This window comes from Pseudomonas sp. LAIL14HWK12:I7 (assembly GCF_000483465.1).
Lineage (GTDB): Bacteria > Pseudomonadota > Gammaproteobacteria > Pseudomonadales > Pseudomonadaceae > Aquipseudomonas > Aquipseudomonas kermanshahensis.
In genome coordinates this window covers 365,429-380,808 of sequence record NZ_KI519606.1, presented here as the reverse complement: position 1 = coordinate 380,808, position 15,380 = coordinate 365,429, and the positions used below count along the sequence as shown (strand labels likewise).

Genomic DNA, 15,380 nt, shown 5'->3' with positions numbered 1-15,380 from the left:
TTTCAACTAATAGGGCGCTCAAGCGCTCATCCGTGTGTGCGCCCGGGGTTCGCTCACCTGCTCACCCGGCGGCGCGGTAGGCGCGCAGGGTTGGGGAGCAGCGGCGACAAAGCGTTTGTCCGGCAGCAGGAAGTACGACAGCGCGGGGATCAGCACCAGGGCGCCGAGCATGTTCCACAGGAACATGAAGGTCAGCAGGATGCCCATGTCGGCCTGGAACTTGATCGGCGACCACGCCCAGCCGACCACCCCCGCCGCCAGCGTAATGCCGACCAGCCCCACCACCCGGCCGGTGAAGGCCACGGCGTTCTGGTAGGCCTCGCCCAGCGAACGACCTTGGCGTTGGTAATGCAGCTGCACGCTGAGCAGGTACAAGGCGTAATCCACACCAATGCCGACGCCCAGGGCGATAACCGGCAACGTGGCCACTTTCACGCCAATGCCCATCACCACCATCAAGGCCTCGCACAGCACCGAGGTCAGCACCAGCGGCAACAGCGCCACCAGGGTCGCCCGCCAGCTGCGGAAGGTGATCAGGCAGAACAGCGTCACCGCCAGGTAGACGAACAGCAACATGGTGCGGTTGGCTTCACGGACCACAATGTTGGTTGCCGCCTCGATGCCGGCACTGCCGGCCGCGAGCATGAACTGGCGGTCGGGGCTGCTGTTATCGCGGGCAAAGCGGTCGGCGATGGCCACCACGTCGTCCAGGGTCTGGGCCTTGTGGTCTTTGAGGTAGGCGATCACCGGCATCATCGAGCAGTCGGTGTTGAACAGCTCCGGCGCATTGACCGACGCTTGCTGGGCGGCGTAGTTGAGCATGTCTTGGTTGCGTTGCAGGCTGCTCATCTTCGGGTTGCCCTCGAATGAACCCGCCGTGATCTGGCGCACGGCATTCACCAGCGACACCGTGGTCTGCACGCCCGGGTACTGCTGCAGCTCCCAGGCCAGGCGGTCGGCGAGCATCAGCGTCTGGTAGCTGAGGCAGCCTTCCGGCGGGGTCTTGATCATCACCGCGAACAGGTCGCTGGACAGCGTGTAATGCTGGGTGATGTAAGCGTTGTCGCGGTTGTAGCGGGAATCGGCGCGCAACTCTGGCGCCCCGCTGTCGAGGTCACCGATCTTCAACTGCAGGCTCACCCAGAACCCACCCACGCCCATCAGCGTGGCCACCAGCACGGCGCCCGTGGCCCACTTGCGCGTGGTGAAACGGTCGAGCGCATCCCACAGTTTGCCGAAGCCGCGGTGCTCGGCAGCGCGCTGGTCGATGCACAGCGCCCGTGCGGCGGCCTTGCGGCCCACGCCGACGTAGGACAACGCCACCGGTATCAACAGCAACGAGGTGAAGATCAGCACCGCGACACCAATACTGGCGGTGATTGCCAGGTCCTTGATCACCGGGATGTCGATCAGCATCAGCACGGCAAAGCCCACGGCGTCGGCCAGCAACGCAGTGACCCCGGCCACGAACAGGCGGCGGAATGTGTAACGCGCGGCGACCTGCCGGTGCGTGCCACGGCCAATGTCCTGCATGATGCCGTTCATCTTCTGCGCCGCATGGGACACGCCGATGGCGAAAATCAGGAACGGCACCAGGATCGAATAAGGGTCGATGGCATAGCCCAGCCAGCCGACAATACCCAGTTGCCACACCACCGCCGTGAGCGAACAGAACACCACCAGCAAGGTACTGCGCACACAGCGGGTGTACAGGAAGATGATCACCAGCGACGTGAGCACCGCCAGAGCAAAGAACATCATCACTTGGACCAGCCCGTCGCTCAGGTCGCCCATTAGCTTGGCAAACCCGATGACCCGCACCTTGTACTTGCCATGGCCCTCTTCGCCGGCCTTGCGCGCCGTGCTGTCCCCGGCGTACTCGTACTTGTCGCGCAGCTGCTGCTCGAGCATCTGCGAGAACTGCCGGTAATCAATGCCGCGGCCGGTGGCCAGGTCGTGGTCGAGCAGTGGCACCACCAGCATGCTCGATTTGAAATCGGTCGCCACCAGGCTACCGACGATGCCAGCGCGGTTGATGTTCTGGCGCAGTTGATCGATGTCGGCGGGCTTGCCCTGGTAATCGTCGGGCATCACCGGGCCACCCTGGAAGCCTTCCTCGGTGACTTCGGTCCAGCGCACCCCTGGGCTCCACAACGACTTCATCCAGGCGCGGTCTACGCCCTGGGCCAGAAACAGCTCGTCGTTGATCTGCTTGAGCACGTTCAGGTATTCAGGGTCGTAGATATCGCCCTGGGTGTTCTCCACCACAACCCGCACCGCGTTGCCCAAACCGCGCAGCGACTTGCGGTTGTCGAGGTAATTCTGGATGTAAGGCTGGCTCTGCGGGATCATTTTTTCGAAGCTGGGACGCAGCTCCAGGCGGGTCAGCGCCAGATACCCCAACACCCCCGTGACCAGCACCATGAACAGCATGAACAGCGGGCGGTAGTTGAAGACCATGCGCTCCAGCACGTTGCCGGAACGCGGGTCGAAATCCCTCAGGTCGCGGATGACCGGCAGGGTGTCTTGCTTGATGTTGGCCATCACTGGGTTCTCTTGGAATGCTTGGAGGCTTATCGGGCGGGCAGCACGCGTACACCGCGCTCGCCTACCAGCACGGTGGCATTTGCGCCGGTCTGCAGGGCGCCGGCCACCGGTGCCGGCGGCACCTGCGGTTGCACGGCAAAGCTCAGGCCGCCGTCGCGGCTGCGCAGCACCTGCCCGCCCTGGCTGAACAGCCAGTAGTCACCGTGGCTGTCGAGGCTGGCGGCGGTGATGCTCTGGGTCACCCCGGTGTCCACCTTGGCCCAGCTCTGGCCGCCATCTAGGCTGCGTGCCACATGGCCGCGCAGGCCATAGGCGAGCACCTCGCCAGGCTTGCCGAACACGCCAAACCAGGTACCTGGGTAGGGGCTGGGCAAGGCGACGAAGCGCTGCTGGCCGGCATCCCACTTCAGCAGCAGGCCCTGTTCGCCAACCAGGTACAGCGCATCGCCGACGGCGCGGATCGCATTCAGGTGAAAGCCTTGCGGGTTGTCGGTGCGGTCTTGCATCGGCACCCAGGTGCTGCCGCCGTCGTCAGTGCGCAGGATCAGGTTGAACACCCCCACCGCGTAGCCGTGGCGGGCGTCGGCGAACCACACACCGAGCAACGGCTTGTCGGCGCCCTCCTGCTCCAGGCGCTGGCCCTCGGCAGCGAACTGCGCCCATTGCGCGTCCTCGGGATGGGCCTTGGCCAAGGCCTGGTAATGGGCCGCCACCAAAGCGCCAATCTGCCGGCCATCGAGCTGTACCGCCCAGTTGGCGCCGCCGTCACGGCTGTGCAGGATCACCCCATCGTTGCCCACCGCCCAACCTTCCAGCGCAGTGGGGAACACCAAAGCATTAAGGTCGGCACTGACCGGCACGTTGGCCTGGTGCCAATCCTGGCCCTGGTTGTCGGAATACACGATATGGCCACGCGGCCCTACCGCGACCAGCCGCTCACCGGCCAGTGCTACATCGCGCAGCGCACTGTGTACCACCAACGCACTGGTTTTGGCCGGCAAGTCCAATACATCGACATAGGCCGCCTGGGCCCCACCGCAAGCGCCGCCCAAAGTGAGCGCGACGGCCAGCGCCCACGGCGTAAACGTGTTCAAAGTAGCCATGCCACATCCTCTGCAAACCCTGCCGGCGGCCACCTGTGGCCAGCCGGCAGGCTGATCGTCGGGGTCAGCGAATACCGGCGCCGGCCAGGGCTTCCGGCGACCACTGCGCCTTGGACAGAGGGGCGATGTACTCGATACCGCCGTGCGGGCCAATCAGGCCATTGACGTTGTAGCTGCCACCCACCAGGTCGTAGACCACATGCGGGTTGTTGTTGGGGATCTGCACGTCGTAGCTCTGCGTGAAGAAGCTGAACGAGCCGCGATACAACTGGCCACGGGCGTCGTACTGGTCGGAGGCCAGGGCGAACCAGCTGTCCTCGTCGAGGTAGAAGCGGCGCTTGGCATAGATGTGCCGCGCATTGCCCTTGAGCGTGCCTTCCACTACCCACACGCGGTGCTTCTCCCAACGCACCTGGTCAGGCGCCAGGTGGTTCGGCGTGGTCAGGGTTTTCGGGTCGTGGATGTAGGTCAGCCGGTAGGTGTTGTACGGCACGTACATCTCGCGCTTGCCTACCAGGTGCCAGTCGTAGCGGTCCAACGCGCCGTTGAACACGTACACGTCATCGAACGTACCCGAGCCGGCGGTGCCCGGGTTGGGGGTGTCGTAGGCCAGGTTCGGCGCCAGCTTCACTCGGCGCTGCCCCGGCAGGTACTGCCAGGCGCGACGTTCTTGCACCAGCGGGTTGGCGGCGTCCTTGAGCATCATCGACTCACCGGCACGGCGCGCCGGGCCTTCGAAGTACAGCTTGGTCTGGAAGTAGATGTCCTTGGCTTCGATGACCTTGTTCAGGTCTTCGTAGATCGGGTAGGCGTTATAGGCCAGGCCCGTGGTCGCCAGGGCCGCGACACCGGCAGCGTCGACGTTCCAGGAGTCGTACTTGGCCTTCTGCGCCACGCCCTGGTAGCGCAGCAGGTGGTTCCACATCGCCTCGGCACCCGATTGCGGCACTGGGAACGGCACGCCGGGAAGGACATTTTCGATGGCCAAGCCGTCCTGCAGGGACTTGGCATTGGCGGCGTTCTTCAGGGTGTTGTCGAGCAGTGCCTTGGGCAACGCGGCAGTGCGGTGGCTGGGGTAGACGTCGATGTGGAAGGTGGGGAAGCGCTTGGCCAGCTCCACCGTGGTGGCGGTCAGCGCGTCCTTGTACTGGTCGACGTTCTTGCCGTCGATCACCAGCAGCGGCTTTTCAGTGGCAAAGGGGTCGGGGCGCAGGGTATCGCCTTGCTTGAAGCCCGCGGGCGGGGTGTTCAGGCCGCCCTGGTAGGCCGGGATCGAACCGTCGGCGTTGCCCGCCTTGTCAGCACCCACCGCGGTCAGGTCCTTGCCCAGCCGGGCGACATCCTGGGCCGGGGCGGCCGCTTGGGCGCCCCCGGCGATAACGACCGCAAGCGAGGCCGACAGCAGGCTATTGAGATACTTCATCAGGTTTCTCCGCTTGTTGTTGTAATGGAGTTTCAGAAGGTGGTCTTGAACGAGGCAGTGACCATGCCGCGGTCCTTGAGCAGCGGCGCCAGGCCGGCCTGCGACGTGATCTGCCCGGGGATGCACTGGTAGCGCCCGTTGGTGCCTGGGGTGTTGTTGTCGGTACCGCTCGAGCAGGTATCGAACTTGCCGAAGGAGTCGACGTACTTCAGGTCGAATTTGTATTTTTGGTAGACATCGGCGGCGATCCCCACCGAGTAGCTGCCAGAGTCCTCGTTACCGCCCAGCTGGATGGCCGAGTTGCCCTTGAGGCCGACGTTGTAGGACAGCGGCATCGACACATCGACCCCCGGCAGCGCCTGGAACCAGGTCGGGGTGAAGTTGACCGCCAGGGTGTAGGCGTTGGTGGTGACCTTGTCGACGCCGTGGTAGGTGGAGTCGCCCTTGAAGGTCTGCTCACCCTTGTCGACGCTGACCAGGTGGGTCATCGCGCCCTCCACGGCCAACGACGATGCATTCCACAGCGGCGTGGCACCAAACGACACCAGGCCATTGAGCACCACATGGAAGGTTTTACCGCGGGCCAGCCCGGTTTCACCGTGGCCTGGCACCTCGCCGATCAGGTTGGTGCCGCCGGCGGTGCCGGCCAAGGCCTCGTACAGTGGCCCGTTGATGGTGCTGAAGTTGCTGATCAGCGGCATGTTCTCGCGGTAGTTGACGTCCAACCCCACGCTGACCGGGCCGACGCTCTTCGCCAGGCTGATGCCGTAGATGTCGATATCGTCGGCGTAAGCGGCCATGTAGCTGCTGCCGGCCAGGCTGCCGGTGTGCAGGTTGGGGGCGTTGATCAGCACGGCCGGGGTCGGGTCGGAGGTGTTGCGGTAGTAGAAGCCCAGGGTGCCGTCGAGCCATTCCGGGCTCCACTTGGCCATCAAGCCGAAGTCACCCGTGTTGTGGGGGCGAATGTCATGCCCGCGCGGCGCGCCGTAGAAGGCACCGGCACCGCCGACGGCATTGGGCACCGGCAACCAGAAGATCTCACCGCCATCGCCCAGCATGTCATAGGCACCCATGTAGGTACCGCCTTCGGGCAGGCGCGAGTTCTCGAACTCGAGGAAGTACTGCGCCGCCAGGGTCAGTTCAGGGTTGACCGTGTAGCTCAGCGACAACTGCTTGCGCGGCAGGAACAGTTCTTTGGTTTCGGTACCCGGCACGTTGTACAGCTTGGCCAGGTCCAGGGCCGACTGGCCATAGTTGATGCCGTTGGCGGCGTTGAACAGGGTCTCGCCCCAGTACACCGAGTGCCAGCCCAGCTTGCCGCTCAGCATCGACTCGTCGCCGATTTCGGTGTTGTAGAACACGAAGGCATCCAGAAACTCGCCCGACGGCCCGTTGTAGTAACGGTCGCTGTAACGGCTCAGGCCATGGTGGCGTGCCGGGCCACCGGCCAACACGGTACCCGCCGGCAAGCCACCGGCCGGGCGTGCCAGCACCAGGTTGCCAGCGTTACCCGCTTGGCCGGGGAACGGGTTGGAATTGGACCCCACGTCGTCATAGGCATGGTCGTACCAGCTGGCCGCGCTGACGCGCATGCCCATGGTGTTCTGATAGACCACATCCAGCTCGGTGAGCAGGTCGAGGCGCTGGGTGACCGCGCTACCGACGCTGAAATTCTTGTCGCCGTCATTGAGGTTGGCGGTGCGGGCGATCTTGGCGTTTTCGCCTTCGACCCGCTGGCCATAGCTGAGCTTGGCGGTGTTGTCGAAGCGCACGCTCCAGTCAGGGTTGGCGATGTCCAGCTGGAATGCCTGGGCAGCCGGCGCACCGGCGACCAGCAGCAACGTAGCCATCACGTTACGGCGGGGAAGGCAGAAGAGAACGTTTTTATTGTTGTTCATGCGATGTCTCTGCGTGGGGGTTAGGCGCGGCTCAGCGATCGAGTTGCTGTATCAGGGCCTCGGCTTGGGGCCACGGGCCGTAGCCCGAGGCAGGGTTGAGGTGGCCAACGGCACCGAGTTCGACCAGCGCGCTGCCCCACTGCGTGGCCAGGCCGGCGACTGCGCTCAGGCTGGCCAGGTGGTCGTTGCTGCTGGCGGCTACCAGGCTGGGGAACGGCAGCGGGCCGCCTGGCAATGGCGCCCAACCGTGGGCGCGCAGGGAATCCGGGGTGGGATAGCCTTGTGGCCAATCGCTGTGCAGGTCTGGCGGTGCGGCCAGCAAGGCGCCCTTGATCGGCCGCTGATAGCGCGCCGCCCAGTGCGCCACCATCAGCACGCCGGCGCTGTGCGCGACCAGGATCACCGGGCCCTCGATTTGCGCCAGCTCACGCTCGATCGCTTCGACCCGTGCCGTGCAACTCAGCTTGTCGGTTTCCAGTGGCGGCACCGCACGCACCTTGGCCAGGCGCGCCTGCAACAGGGTCTGCCAGTGTTCAGGTACATGGTCGCGCAGACCGGGAACGATCAGCACGGTGGCGGCGGTTTGCAGTTTTTCCATGTCAGGGCCCTTGCTCTGTTCACTCGGTCGATTGCCGACTGCTTGAGGGCCAGAGTAATGAGTCGGTCCGGCACACGCTTTACATTGCGCGTCACGGATTTTTCAGTTGATGACACGGCCGACGCGGCCGCCCGCAGCCCCCTCGCCACGGGCGACCAACGGCAGGAAAATGGCTTTGCATCTGATGACACAGGCGCTATAAGTGACTACCCGCCAGCGCAGCGGGATGCCCATCAAGAACACGTGGAAAACAACAATATGACCGTGCTCGCCCGAGCGGCTTCGCTCACCAATTACCTGGAAGTTTCCCGCCACCTGGGCCTCAACGGCCATGGCCTGCTGGCCCAGGCTGGCCTCAGTGCGTCCTTGCTCGAAGCGCCTGATCAGCGCATCCCGGTGGCTGCCGCCATCAGCGTACTTGAAGAATCGGCGCGGCTGAGCGGCTGCGAAGCCTTCGGCCTGCGCATGGCCGAACTGCGCCAGTTGTCGGATTTTGGTGAGGTCAGCCTGCTGATCAGCCACCAGCATTCGCTGCGCGATGCGCTGCAGGTGATCGTGCAGTACCGCCATGTGCTCAACAATGCGCTGGCGATCCACATCGAAGAAACCGGCAAGACGGTGATCATCCGCCAGGAGGTCATCACCGAGCAGCCGATACACAGCCGCCAGGCCATCGAGCTGGCCATCGGTGTGATGCACCGCTTCTGCTCAGCGCTGCTGGGCGCCCACTGGCACCCGATCAGCGTCAACTTCACCCATGCCGCCCCTGCCGACGTGGCCATCCACCGGCGCATTTTTGGCTGCAAGCTTGAGTTCAACAGCGACTTCAACGGCATCGTCTGCTCGGCCTCCGACCTGGACACGGCCAACCCGCAGGCCAACGAAGCCATGGCGCGGCTCGCCCAGCGCTACGTGTGTACGCTGCAGGATGACGGCAACCCCTCCCTGGTGCACGAGGTGCGCAAGTCGATCTTTTTGCTGATGCCCATGGGCCGCGCCACCATCGAACACATCGCCCAGACCCAAGGCATGAACGTGCGCACCTTGCAGCGCCGGCTGGAAGAAGAAGGCGCCACCTTCAGCGAGCTGGTCAACGGCGTGCGCCGCGACCTGGTGCTGCGCTACCTGGAAAGCCCCGGCTATTCGCTGGGGCGTATCGCCGACATGCTCGGCTATTCCATGCACAGTTCGTTCACCCGCTGGTTCATCAGCCAGTTCGGCCAGCCACCGGCCACCTGGCGTGTTCAGCATGACCTGCCCACGCCACTCAAACGCGCCCGCAGCGCGGCCCAGGGGCCAGTCACCACGCGCTGAGCGCGTGGTGTTACAAGCCGAAGCGCAACAGCACCAGCACCAGCGCCACCAAGAACACCGTCTCGCCGACCATCAGCAAAATCGGCTTGATGCCCACGGCGGCCAGCTCCTTGAGCTGGGTCTTCATGCCCAGGGCACTGATCGACACCACCAGGCACCAGCGCGACAGCTCGTTGACCCCACCCTGCACGGCCAACGGCACCCAACCGGTGCTGTTGATGCAGGCCAGCGCCAGAAACCCCACCGCGAACCAGGGCAACAATGGCGGGCGCTTGCCTGCGGTGTCGGTACCCTGGCGGCGCGAGATCATGGCCGCGACAACAATCACCGGCACCAGCATGGCGACGCGCATCAGCTTGACCACCGTGGCGGTGTCGCCGGTTTCGGGCGACATGCTGTAGCCCGCCCCCACTACCTGGGCGACGTCATGGATCGTCGCGCCAAGAAAGACCCCGGCAGCCTGTGGCGACAGGCCGAGCGCGTTGGCGATCATTGGGTAGAGGATCATCGCCAGGGTCGACAACGCCGACACACCGATGACGGTGAACAGCGTCGCCCGCTCTTTTTGCGGGTGGCTGGGCAGCGCAGCGGCCAGCGCCAACGCCGCCGAGGCGCCGCAGATCGCCGTGGCGCCACCGGTGAGCATGCCGAACAGGCGCTGGAACCCCAGGGCCTTGGCCGCCACCATCGACACGCCGATGGTCACCACCACCAGGATCACCACCAGTGCGACGGCCTTCCAGCCCAGGCCTGCCATCTGCTCCAGGGTGATACGCATGCCCAGCAATGCCACGCCCAAGCGCAATACCGTGCGTGCGGTGAATTCGATGCCGGCTTTGCATTTGCCATCGCTGGCCAGAAAATTCAGTGCCAGGCCTAGTAGCAGGGCGAACAGCATGACCGGCGCGCCATAATGCTCCGCCAGAAAGCTCGCCGCCCCAGCGGCAATCAGGCTGACGCTAAGCCCCGGCGCCAACTCCCGCGCGCGGTGGTTGACCTGGGCAAGCGCAAGGGTGCTCATGACACCTCCTCCTGGCCGGCGAGGACGATAAAGACCTGGTCGCCCTCCACCTCCACCGGGTAGCTGGCCACTTTGAGTGCCTTGGAGTTGAGTAGGTAGCCGCTGGCAAGGTCAAAGCGCAGGCCATGGGCGCGGCACTGGATCACGGCGCCGTCCAGTTGCCCGGCGCACAACGATGAACCCTGGTGCGGGCAGCTGTCGTCGATGGCCAGCAAACGCCCGTCAACATTGAACAGCGCCAGGCTTTTGCCCCCATGTTCGAACAGCATACGCTCGCCTACGCCGGGCACGCGCTGGGCCGGTACCTCGATACGCCCGTTCACGCCTGCACCCCCGCCGAACGCGACAGCGCCACGTGCATGGCGTCGAGCAGTTGTTCTGCCGGCTGGGCACCGAACACGCGCAGGTGGTCGTCGAAGACGAAACACGGCACGCCCCTGCTGGCGATGTCGGCGCTGGCACTGATGAATGGCCGGCCATCAGCGCTCAGGCTCCCGGCCAGCGCGGCAGGTGTAAAGCCGCACTGTTCGGCGATGCGCAACAGGGTGTCGCGATCGCCCAAGTCTTCGCCCTCGCGGAAATACGCGGCAAACAGCCGCTCCAGTAGCGCCTCGACCTGTTGCTCGCTGCCCAGCTCGACCGCATGCAGCAGCAGGCGATGGGCGTCGGCAGTATTGGGCATGTGCGCGATGCGGCTGAAGTCGATCAGCTCGCCCACGGCACGCGCAGCCTCCTGCACTTGCCCTTGGCGTTGCCGCACCGCCTCGTCGCTGCCCAGGCGGCGGCGGTAGAAATCGGCGAACGGCTGGCCGGTTGCGGGCATGTCGGGCAACAGCTGCACGCCGTGCCAGGCCAGGGTGACCTCGACCTCGGGCCGGGCTTCGCGCAACTGAGCCAGCGCGGTTTGCAGTTGCCGCTTGCCGATCAGGCACCACGGGCATATGAGATCGAAATACACGTCTATCGACAGCGAATGCTTCACGTACGGGCCTCCAGTACAGGCTCGACAGGCGCTTGCGGGTTATTGCCACAGGCCAGGCGCGCCATGTCAGGGTGGTAGTGGCGCTTGGCGTAGAAAAACACCGCGGCGGCGGCGATGCTGATCAACGGCACCAGTTGAAAGGCGGCTTGCAGGCCGATCAGGTCGGACACCTTGCCGGTGATCAACGGGCCAGTGGCCAGGCCGAGCAGGTTGTTGCTCAGGGTCAGGGTGGCGAATGCCGTGCCATGCACCGTGTAGTGGGTCAGGTTGGCGACCATGGCACTGGACGGGCCATTGGTGCCTGCGGCAATCATCATACCCAGGCAGATCAGGACCAGTTGCGGCAGGCCCGCCGGCATGGCGAAGGCCACTGACAGCAGCACACAGCTGCCCAGGCAGTAGGCGATGGCCAGGCTGATCTTGCGATCAGGGCGATCGCGCCCCATGCGGTCGCACAACATGCCGCACAGCACGATGCCGACGCCGCTGCACAGCACAATGATTGCTGCCACGGCGCCGGCCCGGTCGGTGCTCATGGCGTAGTAGCGGTTCAGGTAGCTGGGGATCCAGACGATCACCGTGCCGCCGACGAACAGCTGCAAGCCGCTGCCGACATAGGCGCTGATCACCGAGCGGCTTGAATAGAGCGTGCGTAGTGGGCGCAATGCCTTCAAGGCGGCCTTGTCGCTGGCGCTCGCCCGATTTTTCGGGGCAATGCGCGCCTCGCGCACGATCAGCGGGTAGAGCAGCGCCAGGGCCAGGCCGAAAAACGCCATGCCAGCGAACGCCCAGCGCCAACCCAGGTGCTGAGCCATCACCCCGCCCAGGGCCATGCCCAGCACCGAGCCGAACATGCCACCGGCCATGAACGACCCAGCCAAGGTGGCACGCATCTCACGCGGGAACACCGCCACCACCACGGCAATACCGACGCTGCCATAGGCAGCTTCGCCGACACCGACTAGAAAGCGCGCGATGAACATCTGCTGGTAGTTTTCGGCAACTGCGCAGCCCAGCGTGGCCAGGCTCCACATCACCGCCATGAAGGTCAGGCTTTTGATGCGGCCGATGCGGTCGGCGAGCAATGACAGCGGAAAGGTCAGCAGCCCGACCATCAGGGCGACGATGCCGCTGAGCAGGCCGAGCTGGCTGTCGCTGAGCTGCCATTCCTGCTTCAACAGGGGGAACACGGCGTTGAGCACCTGCCGCGACATGTAGTCGGAGATCAACAGGCCGAAGGTCAGGGCAAAGACGATCCAGGCATAGCGCCGGGGGATGCCCAGTGATGTATCCGTGCCTGGGTCCGTCGCACCGGTGTGATAGGTGGCCATGCTGCCTCCTCGGGTATCTGGCTTGGGTTGTTTTTGTTGTTATGAACAAATGCCAAAATCTGTGCTGCGGGTACTGGCCTCATGCCTCGCGTCAGACGCGCGCCCCTTGTAGGAGCAGCCTTGCGCTGCGAAGAGGCCAGTGAAAGAACCGCAAATCTTCGCAGTAATGACGGGCCTCTTCGCAGCGCAAGGCTGCTCCTACAGGGAGTGAGGCCAGTGCCTTAGGCGCGCTGTGGCACGCCCTTCTGGCCCGGCCGGCGGTTCGGCGCCATGCCGTTGGCCAGCAAGGTTTCCTCGACGGATGCGTACTGCTCGCCGATCCGGTAGATCGCCCGGGCTTCCTTGCCATTGGCCACTTCACGCCCCAGCTCATGCGCCACGCGCACGGTCTGCTGGATCTGCTGCACCGAAGTGAACGGCTTGCCGTGCTGGTCGATGATGGTGTCTTCGATACCACAGCGCGGGTGCAAGCCCATGGCCAGGGCCATGGTGTTGAACGGCAGCACGTTCTTGAGCAGCGACTCTGCGGTCAGGGTGCAGCCATCTGGCGCGCGGTGCACAAAATTGAAGAAGTTGAACGGGTTCGGGCCATCGAAACCGCCACCAATGCCGATCCAGGTCAGGTTCAGCGGGCCTTTGTAAACGCCCTTGCGCACCAGGCGCTCGAGGGTTTCCAGGGCATGCATGCCGGTCAGCTGGAAATGCGGCTGGATATTGCTAGCCTGCAGCCGACGCAGGTGCTCCTCGACCCAGGCCGGCCCGGCGGGCACGGTCATTTCACTATAGGCGGCCTGGATCCCAGGGTTGGCCAGCGATGTACCTTCCAGGTATTCCGGGTACAGCAGCTCCATGATGTTCATCTGGGTGGTGTTGATCGCCACCGTCACCTGGTCAGGCTTTGGGGTCAGCTCGGCCAGCATGTGGCGGGTGTCGTCGCTCAGCCACTTGGCCGCTTCACCCTCGCCTTCGGGTGCGAACGAAATCGAGCCGCCGACCTGGATGATCATGTCCGGCACCGCTTCACGCACCCCGGCGATCAGCTCGTTGAACTTGGACAGGCGCTTGGAGCCGGTGCCATCGAGTTCACGCACATGCAGGTGCAGTACAGTGGCGCCGGCTTCGTAGCAATCGACTGCCTTTTGCACCTGCTCGTCCATGGTCACCGGAATGTCCTGGGGGAAATCGTCGGGCATCCACTCGGGGCCATAGGGGGCCACGGTGATGACTACCTTTTCCATGTTTTCCGGGTGCAGCGAGTCGTCGAAGAATTGCATGTCTGATCCTCAGTCTTGTTCTTGTCTGTTCAGAAAGTGCTGTCGCCCATGATCCCGGCCCGCTCCATCTTGCGGTGGCAGGCCGGGTAGTCCATGACGGCGTAGTGCTGGGTGCTGCGGTTGTCCCAGATGGCGATGCTGTTGGGTGTCCAGCGCCAGCGCACCTGGTACTCGGGGATGTACACCTGGCTCACCAGGTAGCGCAGCAAGTCGGCGGCGCCGGGGTTGGCGTCCTGGCCAAAGCGCACGCGCTCGGGGGTGTGGTAGTTGGTGAAGTGGGTGGCGAAGGCATTGACGAACAGCACCTTCTCGCCGGTTTCCGGGTGGGTGCGCACCACCGGGTGCTCGGCATCGGGGTAGCGGGCCTTGAGCGCCAGGCGCTTGTCGGTCGGCATGGCGGCGCCGAAGCTGGCCTCGATGCTGTGGCGGGCGCGCAAGCCCTCGATGCGGGCCTTGATCTCGGCCGGCAGGTTGTCGTAGGCCAGCACCATGTTCGCCCACATGGTGTCGCCGCCCACCGGCGGGCACTCCACGCAGCGCAGCACGCAGCCCATTGGCGGGGTTTCGCGCCAGGTGGCGTCGGTGTGCCAGGCATTTTCGTAGCGGTCGGCCGGTTGGTCGGGGCGTTTGTAGATTTGCACCAGGCCCGGGTGCTCCGGGTCGCTGCCAGCGACGGGGTGATCCTCCAGTTCACCGAAGCGACGGGCGAACGCCACGTGCTCGGCGCGGCTAATGGCCTGGTCGCGCAAAAACAGCACCCGGTGCTTGAGCAACTGGGTGCGAATCTCGGCGAACAGGCCGTCATCGTGAATGGCATCGGCCAGCCTGACGCCGAGCAGTTCGGCACCGATGGCGCAGGTCAGTTGTTCGACTTGCATGGCAGTGCCCTCAGATGACGAAGATCGACGAGCCGGTGGTCTTGCGCGACTCCAGGTCACGGTGCGCCTGCACCGCATCCTGCAAGGCGTAGTGCTGGTTGATCTCGATGCGGATACGGCCGCTGCTGACATGGTCGAACAGCTCGGTGGCCAGGCGGGTCTTCTCTGCCGGGTCGGCGATGTAGTCGGCCAGGGCCGGCCGGGTCATGAACAACGAGCCTTTGATCGCCAACAACTGCGGGTCGAACGGTTCGATCTTGCCGGACGCGGTGCCCACGCACACCATCAGGCCACGGCGCTTGAGCGAGTCCAGCGAGCCCATGAAGGTGTTGCGCCCGACACTGTCGAACACCACGTTGACGCCTACGCCATCGGTCAGCTCGCGCACGCGCTGGGCGACGTCTTCGTGGCTGTAGTTGATGGTGTGGTCGCAGCCATGGGCGCGGGCCACAGCCGCCTTGGCGTCGGTGGAGACGGTGCCGATCACGGTCAGGCCGAGCAGCTTGGCCCACTGCGAAACGATCAGGCCGACGCCACCCGCTGCCGCGTGCAGCAGGATGCTGTCACCGGGCTTGAAGTCGTACAGGCGGCGCATCAGGTACGAGGCCGTCAGGCCGCGCATGGTCATGGCGGCCGCCGTCTCGAAGGAAATGGTTTCCGGCAGTTTGATCAACGGCGCGGCGGGAATCAGGCGCTCGGTGCTGTAGGCGCCGAGGGTGTTGAGGAAGCCGGTGTAGGTCACTCGGTCGCCGACCACCACATGGCTGACGCCCTCACCTACTGCCTGCACCACACCCGACGCTTCCACGCCCATGCCGTTGGCCAGCGGGATCGGGTAGGTGCCATTGCGAAAATAAGTGTCGGCGTAGTTCAGGCCAACCGCCACGTGGCGCAGGCGCACCTGCCCTGGGCCGGGTTCGCCGACGTCGACGTCTTCGTAACGCAGGACCTCAGGCCCTCCGGTTTCGTAGAAACGTACCGCTTTGGCCATGCCAATCTCCCTTCTTGTCA

13 protein-coding genes are annotated in these 15,380 nt (G+C 64.6%); 1 reads left to right on the top strand and 12 read right to left on the bottom strand.

All coding sequences use genetic code 11. The features are described from left to right. Positions 1–18 precede the first annotated feature (18 nt). The 5 genes from D886_RS0124435 to D886_RS0124415 all read right to left on the bottom strand — a co-directional run bounded on the left by D886_RS0124435 (position 19) and on the right by D886_RS0124415 (position 7,569). On the bottom strand, positions 19–2,544 hold the full coding sequence (locus tag D886_RS0124435; protein WP_027596400.1) for an RND family transporter: 2,526 nt from the start codon (positions 2,542–2,544) through the stop codon (positions 19–21). A gap of 29 nt (positions 2,545–2,573) precedes the next feature. Beyond that, on the bottom strand, positions 2,574–3,650 hold the full coding sequence (locus tag D886_RS0124430; protein ID WP_027596399.1) for a YCF48-related protein: 1,077 nt from the start codon (positions 3,648–3,650) through the stop codon (positions 2,574–2,576). A gap of 64 nt (positions 3,651–3,714) precedes the next feature. Further along, complete coding sequence (locus D886_RS0124425) at positions 3,715–5,073, bottom strand: DUF1329 domain-containing protein (RefSeq protein WP_027596398.1); 1,359 nt, start codon at positions 5,071–5,073, stop codon at positions 3,715–3,717. A 32-nt stretch (positions 5,074–5,105) separates the two neighbouring features. Then, positions 5,106–6,971, bottom strand: a complete 1,866-nt coding sequence (locus tag D886_RS0124420; RefSeq protein WP_027596397.1) for a DUF1302 domain-containing protein — start codon at positions 6,969–6,971, stop codon at positions 5,106–5,108. 31 nt (positions 6,972–7,002) lie between these two features. After that, positions 7,003–7,569: an alpha/beta hydrolase gene (locus D886_RS0124415; protein ID WP_027596396.1), complete on the bottom strand. Its 567-nt coding sequence runs from the start codon at positions 7,567–7,569 to the stop codon at positions 7,003–7,005. 258 nt (positions 7,570–7,827) lie between these two features. On the opposite strand from D886_RS0124415, the gene D886_RS0124405 reads away from it, so the two are divergent. Then, positions 7,828–8,883 (top strand): AraC family transcriptional regulator, encoded by a 1,056-nt coding sequence (locus tag D886_RS0124405; RefSeq protein WP_027596395.1) that lies wholly within the window; start codon positions 7,828–7,830, stop codon positions 8,881–8,883. Positions 8,884–8,893: 10 nt separating this feature from the next. Here the strand turns inward: D886_RS0124405 and D886_RS0124400 are convergent, their stop codons facing one another. The 7 genes from D886_RS0124400 to D886_RS0124370 all read right to left on the bottom strand — a co-directional run bounded on the left by D886_RS0124400 (position 8,894) and on the right by D886_RS0124370 (position 15,360). Continuing rightward, positions 8,894–9,904 carry a YeiH family protein gene (locus D886_RS0124400; protein WP_027596394.1) on the bottom strand — a complete coding sequence of 337 codons (1,011 nt, stop codon included), beginning with the start codon at positions 9,902–9,904 and terminating at the stop codon, positions 8,894–8,896. Further along, the gene (locus D886_RS0124395; protein ID WP_027596393.1) at positions 9,901–10,227 is read right to left on the bottom strand and encodes a Rieske 2Fe-2S domain-containing protein; all 327 of its coding nucleotides are present in this window, start codon (positions 10,225–10,227) and stop codon (positions 9,901–9,903) included. Before D886_RS0124395 ends, D886_RS0124400 begins: the two co-directional genes overlap by 4 nt. Further along, entirely contained in the window at positions 10,224–10,886 is a 663-nt protein-coding gene (locus D886_RS0124390; RefSeq protein WP_027596392.1) for a DsbA family oxidoreductase, read from the bottom strand. The genes D886_RS0124395 and D886_RS0124390 overlap by 4 nt, the downstream gene beginning before the upstream one ends. Continuing rightward, on the bottom strand, positions 10,883–12,217 hold the full coding sequence (locus D886_RS0124385; RefSeq protein WP_027596391.1) for an MFS transporter: 1,335 nt from the start codon (positions 12,215–12,217) through the stop codon (positions 10,883–10,885). Before D886_RS0124385 ends, D886_RS0124390 begins: the two co-directional genes overlap by 4 nt. A gap of 221 nt (positions 12,218–12,438) precedes the next feature. Further along, positions 12,439–13,491, bottom strand: a complete 1,053-nt coding sequence (locus D886_RS0124380) for a 3-keto-5-aminohexanoate cleavage protein (protein WP_027596390.1) — start codon at positions 13,489–13,491, stop codon at positions 12,439–12,441. Positions 13,492–13,520: 29 nt separating this feature from the next. Continuing rightward, entirely contained in the window at positions 13,521–14,369 is an 849-nt protein-coding gene (locus D886_RS0124375) for a TauD/TfdA family dioxygenase (RefSeq protein ID WP_027596389.1), read from the bottom strand. 10 nt (positions 14,370–14,379) lie between these two features. Then, the gene (locus D886_RS0124370) at positions 14,380–15,360 is read right to left on the bottom strand and encodes a quinone oxidoreductase (protein WP_027596388.1); all 981 of its coding nucleotides are present in this window, start codon (positions 15,358–15,360) and stop codon (positions 14,380–14,382) included. Positions 15,361–15,380: the final 20 nt, after the last annotated feature.